This is a genomic window from Sulfolobales archaeon (genome assembly GCA_038881635.1).
In the GTDB taxonomy this organism is placed as follows: Archaea; Thermoproteota; Thermoprotei_A; order Sulfolobales; family AG1; genus WYEN01.
In genome coordinates, this window is record JAVZPJ010000004.1 from 17,628 (window position 1) to 31,320 (window position 13,693).

Sequence of the window (13,693 nt, forward strand, 5' to 3'; positions counted from 1 at the left end):
CTTCTCTAAATATGACTCCAGCTCTCTATAGCTACACCAAGAAGAAAAATATCTTATACCATGTCTTCTGAAGTACTCTTCAACAACCTCTAAACCTTCTGGCACGAAACCTACTCCACTCATTCCGAATTTCTCTGCGTTTAATAGATCTCTATAGGAATCACTTATAACAACCATGTTCTCAGTGTTAAAACCTAGAGATTTGAATCTACTCATGAGATGCATATAGAGATCTGTTTTCCTCTTATAGATCCCTAGATCTCCTACGCTATATACTTCGTGAACAAGATCTCTTATACCAGATCTTCTGAGCTCCTCCTTTATATCTCTAGAAGCTATCTCCCTACCAGTTGTTATAACTATATAGTATCTACCTTTCAAAGCTCTCAGAGTATCATGAACACATTTGAAGGGTGTTCCGTAGAATCCTGCGTTCATAACATATCTTCTCCACATCTCGTTCCAGAACCTCCATCTCTCCGGAAATTCTTTATCATTAATATATCTACTGAGATCGTTTTCATAATACTCTATAACAAAAGATCTCGATGAGAGGTCTGGGATCTCCGACCTACGATCTGAGAGAGTGCTTATAAAAGCTACATACATGCCTCTGAGACTATCGATAAGAGTAAGATCTAGATCTACTAGCAATACTTTTCCCAAAGGCTTCACAGCCCTCTAACAATATAATAGAAAGATTAAAAACCTCGACTTCTCCAAAGCTCTTTCTACATACCTTCTATAGAGCTCGATCATAAGATCATTAGAACATATAAAAAGCTTGAGACCAGCATAATCATCATATTTTGTTCATTACTAGGAAAGAAGGTCAGTTAGGCTCCTAACTCTTCATATTTTCAGCGTCCGCCACACACATCATCCCACTAAGATAACTCCACTAGAATACCTTCATCTAGAGATTTAAATAAAGATCCGATGTGAAGATATAGGGGAGTGGGGAAAAAACAACTATAGATTACTTCTAAGATGTCTGAAGAGGTAGCTGACTTCTATCAGCGTAGTGAACCACATAATATTTTGGATCGAGACTCTGAAGAATATAATAGAAAGCCTTCCAAGGATCTGATTTCTCACCACATGTATACACATCTACTGTAGCATAGTTATACTCTTTCCATGTGTGTATAGCTATGTGGCTCTCCTCAACGAGGACTATGACGGAAACCCCTCCCTTAACCCCGCCGAAACTCCATGATCTGGCTTCAACTACGTGCATATTGGCAAGTTCTGCAGCTTTTAAAGCTGTTTCTTTTATATAAATTTCATCTGATATCTTTGAGAGATCCATTCCATATAGATTTCCATAGACATGCTTACCAATTATATATGGATCTCTATTCTCCCCGGATTCGGACATCTCTCTTTTTTATCCCTCATGTATTATGTGAGATTTTAACCAGCTTATAAGTGTATACCTTTTGGCATTTTCTCTTACTAGGATCTCTGGTAATACCGTGAGAACTACTGTTCCTGTTTCTCGAGTAGATTGAAGAATGTATTCACATAGATCTTTGAAGCTCTAATAATATCTCCAACCTCTATATACTCATCAGGTGCGTGAGCAGTCCCAAGAACTCCAGGACCGTATGTAGCCACATCATATCCTGCTCTAGCGTAATATCTCATATCAAGACCTCCTATACACACCACCTTTCTAGCCATACTACCTAGAACCTCTTCTGATGCTCTTTCTAAAGCTCTAACCACAGGGCTTTTGAGATCCACTATAACGGGTTCTGAGATCTGCTCCAACACTACCTCGGCTTCTACACCGATTTCTTTAGCGATGCTAAGAATCTTGCTTCTCAGATTCTCCCAAACCTCCGAAGCTTTTTCTTCTATAATAACTCTCCTATCAAAGCTGAAAACAACCTCGCCAGGGACCTGATTAGTCTTTTCACCGCCTTTGAGAAAACCTCCTATCATTATGGTAGCTGTATTCCCTTCTGGAACATCATACTCATATCTACTCTTTATACTAAAAGTCTCTGGAACGATTCTCCTAAACATCTCTCCAGCGAGCATCACCATCTTTTCAAAAGCATTAACACCCAGCCAAGGTGTTGAGGCATGTGCTGTTCTTCCTCTAACGATGACACGACCCCAAACAGTGCCTTTATGACCTATATATATCTGATTCAAGCCGCTGGGTTCGGAGATTATAACATGCCTGCCTCTCACTCTCCCTATAGAAACTAGATACTCTGTCCCTGTATAGCCTCCTATTTCTTCATCTGGTACTAGGGCTATCTCTAATCCCAGCCTATTTCTATCAGCATAGTCTCGGAGAGCTATCATGGATATTATCGATGATACTATCCCGCCCTTCATATCGGTAGCTCCTCTACCATAGATCCTTCCATTTATCTTCACGGGTTTAAAAGGATCTGTGATACTCCATCCAGGTCCTCCTGGAACTACATCGTAGTGTCCATTAAAGTGAAGTATGGTATTGCTCTTATCACCTATACTAGCTATTATAATCCTTCTACGCCTCCCCCTACCTTCGGCTGGAACTTTCTCGTCAACAAGATTCTGGGGTACATCTAGTATCTCTACATCAAATCCTTCTCTCAAGAGTCTTTCACTTGCGAAATTTATGAAATCATTATAATGCTCTCCTGAAGGTGAGACTGTGGGAATTCTTATCATATCTATTAGAAGTTCTTCAGCTAGATCTCTCATAGAATCAATTTTTTCATGAATAGATCTCAAATCCTCATGTGATATCATTATACTCACTCTATAAGTTATCCTAGAAGGGTTTATTAACATCCGCCATCTGTCAGCATCTATAGTATACTGAAAGCCCCATTATCAGAGGAGCTAGATGATAACATGATAGAGATGTGTCAGCAATAACAAACCTCAGATCCTCTCTCAGAAGAAGTTCTATAATCCCTCCACTACCGTTCTTAATCTCTTCTAAGGTTTGTTTGGTAGTTGCAATACACCTACCTCTAAGAGTCTTCTCCACATATGATCTTCTCTCCTCAGAAGTGAGCTTGTCTATGGTGGTTAGTACTATATCAAGAGGTTTTAAACCTGAGGCTTTTAAGATATAGTAGTCTGCCGGTGTTAGAGCAATAACATCAATACTTCTATTCCTTGTAATCTTGGAGATTTTACCTGTAGCATGATCATATAGTTTCTTAAGACTTTCTCCAGCACCTCTCAGATACAGAGGGTCTATATCTAATCTACCTAGATAATCTACTATAGAATCAATGATGATATGGAAGGCATCAGGATCATATATGAAGCCTTCTTCAAAAATCTCTCCAGAGATCTGAAGAGGTTTATAACCTTTCTTCATCGAACTCTCCAGAAGATCTAAAATCTCCACTCCTTCAATACTTACATTATATCTCTTCGAAAGAATTATAGCACCTGAGAAATACTTCTTAGAATTCATCGAAGTTGTTTCAAACTCTTCAGCTGTTTCTACTTTGAGATCCTTCGGTGCTATGAATATGATTAGCTTCTTAAGATACCCTGGATTAACCAGTATTCTCTTCATATATACAACCATCTTAACACCTTATGCTCTATATATCTTAGAGTGAAATAGAATGATAACCCTACTACGCTGAGGAATAATATTGAGGAGTACATCCCCGTATAATCAATCCTCTGCCAGTAGAAGTATATCAGGTAACCCACTCCACTACCTCCAACAAGACTTTCTACTATGAAGAGAACTGCAAATGCTGTGTTAAGAGAGATCCTGATCCCCGTGAGTATCCCAGGTAGGGATGAGGGTATTATAACGTATCTTATAAGATGAATTCTACCACCCTTCATTACGATGATCAGATCCCCTAGATCTCTCGGAAACCTAGATGACCATTCCATAACCGAGAGTGCTGTAGGGTAGAATGTTATTATGCTTAAAAGAGCTATCTTACTCCATTCAACACCTAGAAGGAAGAAGAGTATGGGGAGTAAAGCTACATGAGGTATAGGGTATGTGAGAAGTACTATACTAGAGATAAAACCTTTAGAAAATCTAGGACCCCACGTAGCCAGGATTCCTAGAACTAGGGCGCTGGAAGTAGAGATGAGAAGCGCTATGAATATTCTCTCTAGAGATACTCTCAGATTATATATTAGAACTCCGCTAAGAAGATCACTATAGATTCTTCTGAGAACCTGATCAAGACCAGGAGTATATGGCTTGGATAATAACATTGACAAGACCTCCCACAGGACTATGATTATGGCTAGTGATAGAAAATACCAGATTATACTTGTAGAGGTTATAAAATTGCCTCTCATAAGATCTTCATTATCTCTCTTGTTTCTATCCATCTCTCACACTACTCTAAATCCTGAATCTAGTATTCTTACTATTCTACTATAGAGATCTCTAACATCATAATTATTCTTGTCATAGACCTCTATTATCTTAAGAGGTCTGTCTCCCACGATATATATGAGATCCCCTAATTCTACAGCATCTTCTATATTATGAGTGACCATAAGTGTTGTAGTCCTCAGATCTCTATTTAGCTTTCTTATAAGATCTATAAGTTCTCTCCTACTTCTCAGATCAATCATTGAAAGAGGTTCATCCATTAGAAGAACCTCGCTCCTAGAGACGAGAATCCTCGATATAGCAACTTTCTGACTCTCACCACCTGAAAGCTCTCTGGGGTATCTGTCGAGAAGCTCTCCTATACCCAGCTTCTCTGCTATTTCATAGACTATCTTTTCCCTATTAACTCTACTTTCTCCAAGGATCTTGAGAGGAAGCTCTATATTATCTCTAACTCTCATCCAAGGATACAATCCCGAACCTTGAGGTATATAGCCTATTCTACCTCTCATCTCCCAGGGACTTCTACCGTGGATCTTGACAGAACCTTTCACAGGTCTTAAGATCCCTGCTATGATCTTCAGCAATGTTGTTTTCCCAACTCCATTAGGTCCTAGAATTACGGAGATCTTGTCAGAAGGAAATTCTATTGAAAGGTCTTTTAAAATATATCTATCTCTAGTATAATAGAATGAAACCTCTTCCAGAGATATCATACTTCCTCCTCTGCTAAACCACGTTATCTACATACACCGAGTAGTTGTACACATTATTTATAAGCCCTCTCTCGTAAAGCCATCTTGAGACCTCATCAATAAGATCTTGTGGCACAGATCTTATTTTTGACTTCCATTCGATAGTAAATAAACCTTTCAACTGATCCGGTATAAAGAGCTTTTCCTCAATAATCTTTCTATACTTCTCAGGATTGCTATTGTAGAGCTCTATAGCTTCATTTAATACTCTCGCAAGTTTTACCAACTCCTCTCTACCAACTGGATCTTTGAGTATACTCTCTCTAGCAACTAGAACAACTAGATCCCTATACTTTGCAACTATCTTTGCACCATTCTTTACAGCTAGAGATCCCCAGGGATCTGGTAGAACTGCCGCAGGGATCTTACCCTCTATAAGAAGTTCATACCTGGTAGTTATACTAGGAGTATCTATAAAGTTAATTCTACTAGGATCCATGCCTAATCCTCTTAGCATTTTCCATGCAACATATTCTATTATCGTATTTCTAGATATAGCGATAGAGTTTATATATTCCAGAGGCTCGGTAGAATTAGGAGATAGTAAGAGATAGAAACCAACATTAGATTCATTGTCACTATCGCAGCATAGAAATCCTATGATCTTTATCGAGATATTTCTAGATATAAGCATTAAAGCTCCCACAGGATCATTAATAGCTACATCTATAGATCCGCTTACAAGAGCTGAATCTCTATCTCTCGCAGAACCAAACATGTATATCTCTATATCAAGACCTTCTCTCTTGAATAACCCCTCCTCATCAGCTACTAGAAACATAAAGGAATCAACGACAGGAATAAGTCCTATTCTCAGCTTCATACCTTGTCTAGCTTCCGTGGTCGTAGTTGTAGATGTTAAGACTGTTGCCACACTACTCTGCTGAATCCTCGATAAGTAGAAGCTGTAGGCTACTCCTACGAGCACAGCTACTAAAATAAGTACAGCAATAATATAGGTGATGTAGAATCTTCTGCTCAACATAATTCCCGTAGAAAACGTGTTGGTAAGGCTTATAAGCTTATAGATATTTGTTCTTCTGCCTATATTAGCCTTCTTATAGGATAATATTGGAGACATATGTTCAAAGATCTGAGAGAGTATCTCAAGCACCTCGAGAAAAGAGATCTAGTTAAATACATTGATGTCGAGTTAGATCCTGTTCTCGAGATACCTGAGATGGCTAGGAGATTCATATTATCTCGAGGACCTGTAGTTGTTTTCAACAAGGTGAAGGGATATCCAGGCTGGAGAATGATCTCTAATATATTCAGAGGTATTGACTCTTTGAAAGAGCTATTCGGCGTTGAAAAACTTGAGGATCTAGGTGAGAGATTTCTCGGTATTCTCGAGAGAATATCTCCGGAAGGAGGTTTTATAGAACGTTTAAAAGGATTTACAGATGTTATAAAGATCGGATCTGTACTTCCTAAAACTATTAAGAGAGGTGATTTCGAAGATAACAGTGTTAAGGGAGGTTTTGAGAAGGTTCCTATACCGAAGATATGGCCTAAAGATGGCGGGAGATATATAACTTACGGATTGGTTGTAACAAAAGATCCTGATAGAGAGATCTATAATATGGGGGTATATAGAGTTCAAGTTCTAGACGATGAGAAAGGTGCTATTCACTGGTTTATGCATAAAAGAGCTTCTATAGCTTATAGAAGATATGCTGAGAAAGGCTCGAGTAAGATGCCCGCTGCTATTATAGTGGGAGTGGATCCTGCTACAATGCTTGTAGGAGCTCTCCCAGTACCCTACCCAATTGATAAGTATATTTTCACATCAATTCTCAGAGGAGATTCTCTAGAATTAGTGGATCTAGATGGTCTAAGAATACCTGCTCATGCAGAGGTCGTGTTCAAAGGCTTTATATCTCTAAGTGAGTTTGCTGAGGAAGGTCCTTTCGGAGATTATAGAGGGTATTATGACGGGATCTCTAGAGTACCTCTATTCAGACTTGAGCAGACATTCTATAGAGATAATCCTCTCTACTACTTCACAATTGTTGGAAAACCCTATATGGAGGACACGTGGATTGGTAAAGCTGCTGAGAGGATATTCCTGCCTTTCATAAGATTCCTGTTCCCGGAGATTGTAGACATGAACCTACCTCCTGAAGGACTTTTCACAGGTGGTATAGCTTTCGTGTCTATAAGAAAGAGATTTCCCGGTCATGCTAGAAAGATCATGGCTGGTTTATGGGGTTTAGGACTTTTTTCTCTCGTGAAGATTATTATCGTAGTAGATGAGGATGTTAACGTTCATGATTTTGGTCAGATCCTCTATACAATATCAACAACAGTTGATCCTGCTAGAGATGTTATGATAATCGATAGAATGCCTACAGATGAGCTGGATTTCGTATCTAGAGAGAGAGGTTTCGGATCCAAGCTGGGTATAGATGCTACAAGAAAACTTCCAGAGGAGAATTATGGAAGAAGATGGCCTGAGAAGGTGGAACCTGATCCAGAGGTTAGTAGGAGGATAGATTATCTGATAAGAAATTTAGATCTAGAGAAAATCTTGAGCAACACGTGGTAGAATTGGATAGAGTTCGTGCCTTGATAGATATATCAAGACCTTCTACAGCTCTCTCATCAGTACTAACATCAATTGCATGTAGTGTTTCAGAAGGGAATCCATTTAACGAGGTGAATTCAATAGTTTTAATGCTATTATATCTCGGAGTTTTTCTCTCACATCTCTCTGTCAATGTCTTCAATGATTACTTTGATTACAAGAGCGGTCTAGATATTCTAACTCCCAAAACTCCGTTTAGCGGTGGTAGCAAGGTTCTTGTAGAGGGAAGACTTAGCGAGAGAGAAGCTCTAGTTTTTGGACTTGCTCTTCTCTTGATCTCGGCGTCAATAGGATTGTATCTAGCATTCTTAAGAGGGTTTCTAATAATACTCTTCATGCTAGCTGGAGCTGCTATTATAATTCTATATACGAGGATTCTCACAAGATACTCTCTAGGAGAGCTTTCAGTATATCTAAAAGGAGTTGTAGTAGGTGCTGGAAGTAGTTATGTTGTGTTTAACAGTATAACTCCAAGATCTATTCTTCTAGCAAGCTTCTACGGACTAGCTTCTATGATTATACTTTACATGAATAGCATACCGGATAGAGATTTAGATAAACTCTTTGGGAGGAGAACTCTATCTGTTATAACACCTCTGAACAGACTTGCAGATCTCTATAGAATTCTTATAGTTGCGTCAGCTCTTAACATCGTGCTCATATCCTTATTTTACGGATTTGGATTGCTCCTGCTCATCCTTTCAATACCTTCACTTTCTCTCCTCATATACAATAGTGTGACTCTAGAGAGAATCCTCTCGAGAGGGTTTGCAAGAGATTTAAGCCTTCTCTCAGGAGTGTTAGGTGTTAATATTCTCTCATATAGATCTCTAGAATTCATGCTCTTGCTAGCTCTAATGCTTAGGATAGCTCTCTACTGAGAGTTGTAAGTTTTTAGTTTTCAAAGTAATGGTTAGTAGGAGGAGAGTGCTGTAGTAATGAAGTATGTGATTAAAGCAAAGATTGAGATTGATGGTGTAGTTGAGAGACCTGATATAATAGGAGCTATATTTGGACAGACAGAAGGGCTTTTCGGTAGTGAATTCGATCTAAGAGATCTTCAAGAGAAAGGAAGGATCGGAAGAATATATGTTGAGTCTAAGAGTAGCGGAGGTAAGACCGTCGGAGAGATCATAATACCTTCTAATCTGGATAAAAGCGAAACAGCACTTTTAGCCGCAATGATTGAAAGCGTGGATCGTGTGGGACCTTATAACGCTAGAATCTACGTAGTTGATCTCATAGATCTCAGGGTGGAGAAGATCAAGAAGATTATTGAGAGAGCTAAAGATCTCATGAGCAGATGGGGGAAAGAGAAGACATTAGATCTTAAAGAGGTTTTAAACGAGATAAATAGTGTTGTAAGAATCGCATCGATAACATCCTACGGACCTGAGAAGCTCCCCGCAGGACCTGAGGTTGCAACAAGCGATACAATAATAGTCGTGGAGGGGAGAGCAGACGTTATAAATCTTCTGAGAGCCGGGTATAAGAATGCTATAGCATTAGAAGGAGCTCAAGGAAAGATCCCTGAAAGCTTGATCAAACTCGCTCAAAAGAAGACTGTAATAGCATTTCTAGATGGAGATAGAGGAGGTGATATGATTCTTAAGAATCTAATCGAGAACAATCTAAAGATAGACTATATAGCAAGAGCACCTTCAGGAAAGGAAGTTGAAGAACTTAGTATAAGAGAAATCGAGAAAGCTCTTAAGAATGCTATACCATTCTCAGAATACTTAAAACAGCATGAGAAGAAGAAAGAAGTCAAACCAGTTGAAGCGCCAGCCCAGCTATCTAAAGAAACGGCTGAAACCCAGATCATTCAGATGCCACAGCCAGCTACTTCAGAGACTCAAGCTACTACCGAGAGTGGGGGGAGTGAGACCACAGAAGCTCTTGAGAAGATCTCTAGAGAATCTTCTCTTGAAATACCTCAGACAGAGAGTATCACATCAGGTGATATTGAAACCGTTGAGAAGTCTTCTTCTATTACTTCTGAGATTCATATTGAAATTCCTGAAAAGATCGCTCAAGAAGTTAGAGAACTTATAGGAACTCTGAATAGTGTTATCTATGATTCTAGCTGGAATTCTATTGCGAGAGTAAGTGTAAGAGATCTCTACGACTATCTAGAGAAGGGTAATGGCGATAATATCTATGCAATAGCTCTTGACGGTATAGTGACTAGAAGACTGATCGATATTGCTAAGAAGAGAGGTGTTAAGATACTTATAGGATATAGAGTGAGTTCTCAGATAGCAGGTTCCTCTGAAGATGTTCATGTATACGCCTTCGACGAAGTTCTTAAGAAGATCCCTTCTTCGTGAAATCAAACAAGCTTTTTGCTCCTCTAAAGCTTCTGAGAGTTTTCTCAGATACTCCGAAGTATCCTAGAACTCTTAGAGATGCTGGTATTATCTGATGATCTATGTAGTAGTTCGTGTCAATATCTCTTACATCTGCATATATATAGGGTATGGCTCTGTCACTTACCTTTCCTGAACCCTTGATTATCACATAACCTATTTTATCTCCGATAGCTATTCTACCACCTTTAGCTATGAGGATCTTAGCAGCTTTCACATGCGGAGCGTCTGCCTCGTATTCTTCAAGCTTCTTTGTTATAGTCTTCCATATAACTAGTTTCTCGATAGGGATCTTACGCTCCTCAAGATCTCTTATAACATTTCTCACATACTCAACAGCTTTATCCACACTACCGGATTTAAGCACTATCTCTGCAACTTCTTCTTGAACCTCTTTAGCTAGATCAGTCCAATCACCTCTTACAGCTTCAAACCCTACTATATCTATGAAACCTTCCTTAGTAAGCCCGATATATCTTTTCTTAGCCTCTGTGAAGAAAACTCTTGTGTAAATCTTATCTATTTTAATCTCTAGATCTAGTTCTCTTGAGATTCTCTCTATGAACTCCTCGATCTTCTTTTCATCATAGTTAACAAAGATCGAGTCGGTATCTCCATATATAATATGTAAACCCATGCTCTCTGCTATTTTAATAGCATTACTTATAATAGACCTACCCCAAGCGGTAACAGCCTCAGCACCTTGCTTGAAATACCATCTAGCCCCGATCCAGCCCATATAGCCGTAGGCTGCATTTGCTAGAACTTTAACACCTTTCTGTCTCTCATTGAGAATTCTATACTCGATACTATCTGGAGGATACTTCTTCATCTCTTCTCTAATGCTCTTCCTAAGCTTCAGAAGTGTTTCTAGAACTTTCTTATAGAAACCTGCAGGCTCTCTTCTAAATAGATAAGATGTTCCAGGAGTTTCATAGCATTCTATCCTCTCGCACTCAAGAGGATCTGAAACAAATGTGTCAGGACCTATATTATACTTGATCATGATATTAGGATACATTGATGAGAAATCTAGTACTGCGATATTCTCGTGAACACCTGGTTTAGGTTCTAGAACTATAGCTCCTCTATATGGTTCGTAGGTTCTCTCCTCTCTATTCGGCACGAGTTCTCCATATTTATATGCTTCTCTCATTAGATACCACTCGAGTCTATTTCCTACGGAGGCTGCTCCAACCTGGTCTAGAGGTAGTCCTGTTAATGCTGATAACTGGATTGCGTATGGAAGTATTTTCTCTGCGATCTTGTATGTTGATATTATATCATCTCTAGAGTATCTTAGTAGAACCTCTCTTCTACCGGGATCATCCCAGTATTTGAATATCTCATACCAGTTTATATTAACTCTCTCACTTCTCTTCATAACTCCAAAGAATTCTGCAACATAATCTAAGCTTTTGATCTTGATCTCTGAGATTTCTTCTGCGAAATGATATAGATCTACGTGAAGTCTTCCCGGTATTGATATATGTCCATAAGCACTCTGTCTAGGTTCTCCACCTCTTCTCCTGCCGATATCCAGCTGGATCTTATTTCTCTTACTTCTCTCCATGAGATATGGTATATCGAATAATGAGGAGTTATATCCTACAATTATATCAGGATCATACTTAAGCACGTAATCTATGAATCTCGCTATTATACCATTATCATTCTTGGAATCTGCTGTGTACTGTATGATCTCTTCTCTATCATTCATGAGAGCTATTATGATCACAGGATCGGTATCAGGTCTTGGAGATCCTCTTGGATTATATACTTCTATATCTAAAGCTATGATTCTGAGAGGAGGAGGAATATTACTAGTATTTCTCTTGATTATATCTACAAGCTCGTACTCAGCATCAACTCTATAAACACCTGATCTGGGTGTTTCAACAACTCTGAATAAATGCCATGTGCTTGGAGTGAGATCTTTATCTATAGAGTATCTCATAGCAAATCTTATATCAGCTTCTAGAACTTCTCTAACAAATGGGAGCTGCGCGATCTTCTCTCTATACTCTCTAACACTCTCAGGAATCACAGTCTTAATCTTGAAAACTCTCACCTCTCTACCGAAATACTTCTTCTTCTCAGGAGAAACCTCTATGATAGGGGATCTAGGAATACTAAGCTTCTTAATACTACTTATGATCTCTTCATCGCTGAAACCTTCTTCAGCAACTATATAGAAGTAAGGTCTGAAACTTCCATCTCTTATAAGAACTCTTCTACTACTCCTATCAACACCCCAGATGATTATAACAGGTGTGTTTCCCGAGATCTCATAGGATATATCAAGTACGAAAACCTCAAGATCAACAGCTTTATAATTATGAGGAACCTGTGTCAAGACTCCTCAAATCTAAATAATACCACAACCATAAAATTTATAAGAATACGAATACAGAGAAGCTCAAGAGATTCAGGATAATAAACCCAGGCCACCTAAAATAATACAGGGCCCGTAGCCTAGCCAGGATAGGGCGCCGGCCTTCGGAGCCGGAGGTCCCGGGTTCAAATCCCGGCGGGCCCGCGAACATTCATCTGCTTGTTTAAAGATCGCTTCGGTATTTTCAGATCCGAGGGAGGATAGAAGCTTATCTGTGGAACCTCTCTGCTGTGATTCAATGCACTCATATCGGCATTCATTTGAATAGTATTGTTAAAGCGCAGATTATTCCAGAGATAGCTGGTGGAGGCATGCTTTTGTTCTCTCCGAACACTATTCTACTAGCTACAAGACTGTATCATTGCTTGAGATGTACCAGTATAACGTGCTGAGAAAACACCCATATCTCGAAGCTGAGGATTTATGAACTCATGATTGTGTATATCATCATAATTGCTAGTATCACTGCTAGCTTTTTGAAAATATTTCTTCAGCGATCTCTTGTATTAATGGATGCATCCTATCGATGACAAGGATGACCGCTGGTATTGGATAGGAGAACGGCCGTGAAATATTGTTAAAGCATTCGGCGGCTTCGAAAGCTTTTGTTGATTGCAATGCTCGTCAACAGCAGGTGGCAAGAAGAAAATCAGTTACTTCTCTATCAATTTCTCGACTAGGTTTAACTCTTCACGCATTATATCCTTCCAAGATCTCGATTTAGGTGGTTGTATCTCGGTATATCTTGATTCAAGCATATTTATAGTCATGTTGATCAACGCCTCTATATCCCCTTCTTTAACCAATATAACACCTGGGTTGTTGCCGTAGTTAAATCTTAGAGCAGGTATGTCATAGGCGACCAAAGGTGTACCTAGGTAGAGGGATTCCAATACAGCGTAAGGATAAGCATCGACATGACTTGGATAAAGCATTAACCTGGCCTCGGCAACTACTTTAAACCTCTCTCGCCTGGGAATATACCCTGTTAAGAAAACTTTATCATTAAGACCTATTCTTTTAATTAATTTCTCAATTCTGAGTTTAAGCTTGTGGCCTAAATATCCTGTGACAACCAGTTTTAGATCAGTGTATCTCTTGGAAATCTCCTTGAAAACTTTTAATCCTTCTAAAAATCCTTTAAGAGGATCAGGTCTTCCTCCAAATACAATATAGTTTTTCTTCTCCTTTGTAGAGTTTTTCACCTCATTAATTACTGCTAAGTCCTCGTCGTTAAGCGAAACA

Annotated in this window: 12 protein-coding genes and 1 tRNA gene; 4 read left to right on the forward strand and 9 right to left on the reverse strand. The window is 39.0% G+C overall.

Going from position 1 to position 13,693, the window contains the following annotated elements; translation table 11 throughout:
- From QXS89_03690 to QXS89_03720, 7 genes are all read right to left on the reverse strand, one after another.
- On the reverse strand, window positions 1–666 hold a 666-nt coding region (locus QXS89_03690), incomplete at its 3' end, for an HAD hydrolase-like protein (protein ID MEM3831276.1).
- A gap of 319 nt (window positions 667–985) precedes the next feature.
- On the reverse strand, window positions 986–1,381 hold the full coding sequence (gene speD / locus QXS89_03695) for an adenosylmethionine decarboxylase (protein MEM3831277.1): 396 nt from the start codon (window positions 1,379–1,381) through the stop codon (window positions 986–988).
- Window positions 1,382–1,485: 104 nt separating this feature from the next.
- A complete protein-coding gene (locus QXS89_03700) occupies window positions 1,486–2,757 on the reverse strand; it encodes a M20 family metallopeptidase (protein ID MEM3831278.1) in 1,272 nt (423 codons plus the stop codon).
- Window positions 2,758–2,809: 52 nt separating this feature from the next.
- Window positions 2,810–3,556: a hypothetical protein gene (locus tag QXS89_03705; GenBank protein ID MEM3831279.1), complete on the reverse strand. Its 747-nt coding sequence runs from the start codon at window positions 3,554–3,556 to the stop codon at window positions 2,810–2,812.
- Window positions 3,541–4,335: an ABC transporter permease subunit gene (locus QXS89_03710; GenBank protein MEM3831280.1), complete on the reverse strand. Its 795-nt coding sequence runs from the start codon at window positions 4,333–4,335 to the stop codon at window positions 3,541–3,543. Before QXS89_03710 ends, QXS89_03705 begins: the two co-directional genes overlap by 16 nt.
- A 3-nt stretch (window positions 4,336–4,338) precedes the next feature.
- Window positions 4,339–5,058: an ABC transporter ATP-binding protein gene (locus tag QXS89_03715; protein ID MEM3831281.1), complete on the reverse strand. Its 720-nt coding sequence runs from the start codon at window positions 5,056–5,058 to the stop codon at window positions 4,339–4,341.
- A 13-nt stretch (window positions 5,059–5,071) separates the two neighbouring features.
- Window positions 5,072–6,082, reverse strand: coding sequence for an ABC transporter substrate-binding protein (locus QXS89_03720; protein ID MEM3831282.1), 1,011 nt, complete (start codon window positions 6,080–6,082; stop codon window positions 5,072–5,074).
- A gap of 96 nt (window positions 6,083–6,178) precedes the next feature.
- Here QXS89_03720 and QXS89_03725 point away from each other — a divergent pair, with 96 nt between their 5' ends.
- From QXS89_03725 to dnaG, 3 genes are read left to right on the forward strand one after another with little or no spacing between them, the layout of a single operon-like run.
- Window positions 6,179–7,645, forward strand: a complete 1,467-nt coding sequence (locus QXS89_03725) for a UbiD family decarboxylase (GenBank protein ID MEM3831283.1) — start codon at window positions 6,179–6,181, stop codon at window positions 7,643–7,645.
- A 2-nt stretch (window positions 7,646–7,647) separates the two neighbouring features.
- On the forward strand, window positions 7,648–8,565 hold the full coding sequence (locus QXS89_03730; GenBank protein ID MEM3831284.1) for a prenyltransferase: 918 nt from the start codon (window positions 7,648–7,650) through the stop codon (window positions 8,563–8,565).
- A gap of 57 nt (window positions 8,566–8,622) precedes the next feature.
- On the forward strand, window positions 8,623–10,014 hold the full coding sequence (gene dnaG / locus QXS89_03735) for a DNA primase DnaG (GenBank protein MEM3831285.1): 1,392 nt from the start codon (window positions 8,623–8,625) through the stop codon (window positions 10,012–10,014).
- Here the strand turns inward: dnaG and QXS89_03740 are convergent.
- Window positions 9,992–12,409 carry a DNA polymerase II gene (locus QXS89_03740; GenBank protein MEM3831286.1) on the reverse strand — a complete coding sequence of 806 codons (2,418 nt, stop codon included), beginning with the start codon at window positions 12,407–12,409 and terminating at the stop codon, window positions 9,992–9,994. The genes dnaG and QXS89_03740 overlap by 23 nt on opposite strands.
- Before the next feature lie 108 nt (window positions 12,410–12,517).
- Here QXS89_03740 and QXS89_03745 point away from each other — a divergent pair.
- A tRNA-Arg gene (locus QXS89_03745) sits at window positions 12,518–12,592 on the forward strand.
- A 509-nt stretch (window positions 12,593–13,101) separates the two neighbouring features.
- Here the strand turns inward: QXS89_03745 and QXS89_03750 are convergent.
- A partial coding sequence (locus QXS89_03750) for a glycosyltransferase (protein ID MEM3831287.1) occupies window positions 13,102–13,693 on the reverse strand: 592 nt, incomplete at its 5' end.

What these genes read in the sequence shown, in the direction of transcription:
- speD (MEM3831277.1), bottom strand. Translation starts at nt 1,381, where the DNA reads ATGTCCGAATCCGGGGAGAATAGAGATCCATATATAATTGGTAAGCAT.
- QXS89_03700 (MEM3831278.1), bottom strand. Translation starts at nt 2,757, where the DNA reads ATGATATCACATGAGGATTTGAGATCTATTCATGAAAAAATTGATTCT.
- QXS89_03705 (MEM3831279.1), bottom strand. Translation starts at nt 3,556, where the DNA reads ATGGTTGTATATATGAAGAGAATACTGGTTAATCCAGGGTATCTTAAG.
- QXS89_03710 (MEM3831280.1), bottom strand. Translation starts at nt 4,335, where the DNA reads ATGGATAGAAACAAGAGAGATAATGAAGATCTTATGAGAGGCAATTTT.
- QXS89_03715 (MEM3831281.1), bottom strand. Translation starts at nt 5,058, where the DNA reads ATGATATCTCTGGAAGAGGTTTCATTCTATTATACTAGAGATAGATAT.
- QXS89_03720 (MEM3831282.1), bottom strand. Translation starts at nt 6,082, where the DNA reads ATGTTGAGCAGAAGATTCTACATCACCTATATTATTGCTGTACTTATT.
- QXS89_03725 (MEM3831283.1), top strand. Translation starts at nt 6,179, where the DNA reads ATGTTCAAAGATCTGAGAGAGTATCTCAAGCACCTCGAGAAAAGAGAT.
- dnaG (MEM3831285.1), top strand. Translation starts at nt 8,623, where the DNA reads ATGAAGTATGTGATTAAAGCAAAGATTGAGATTGATGGTGTAGTTGAG.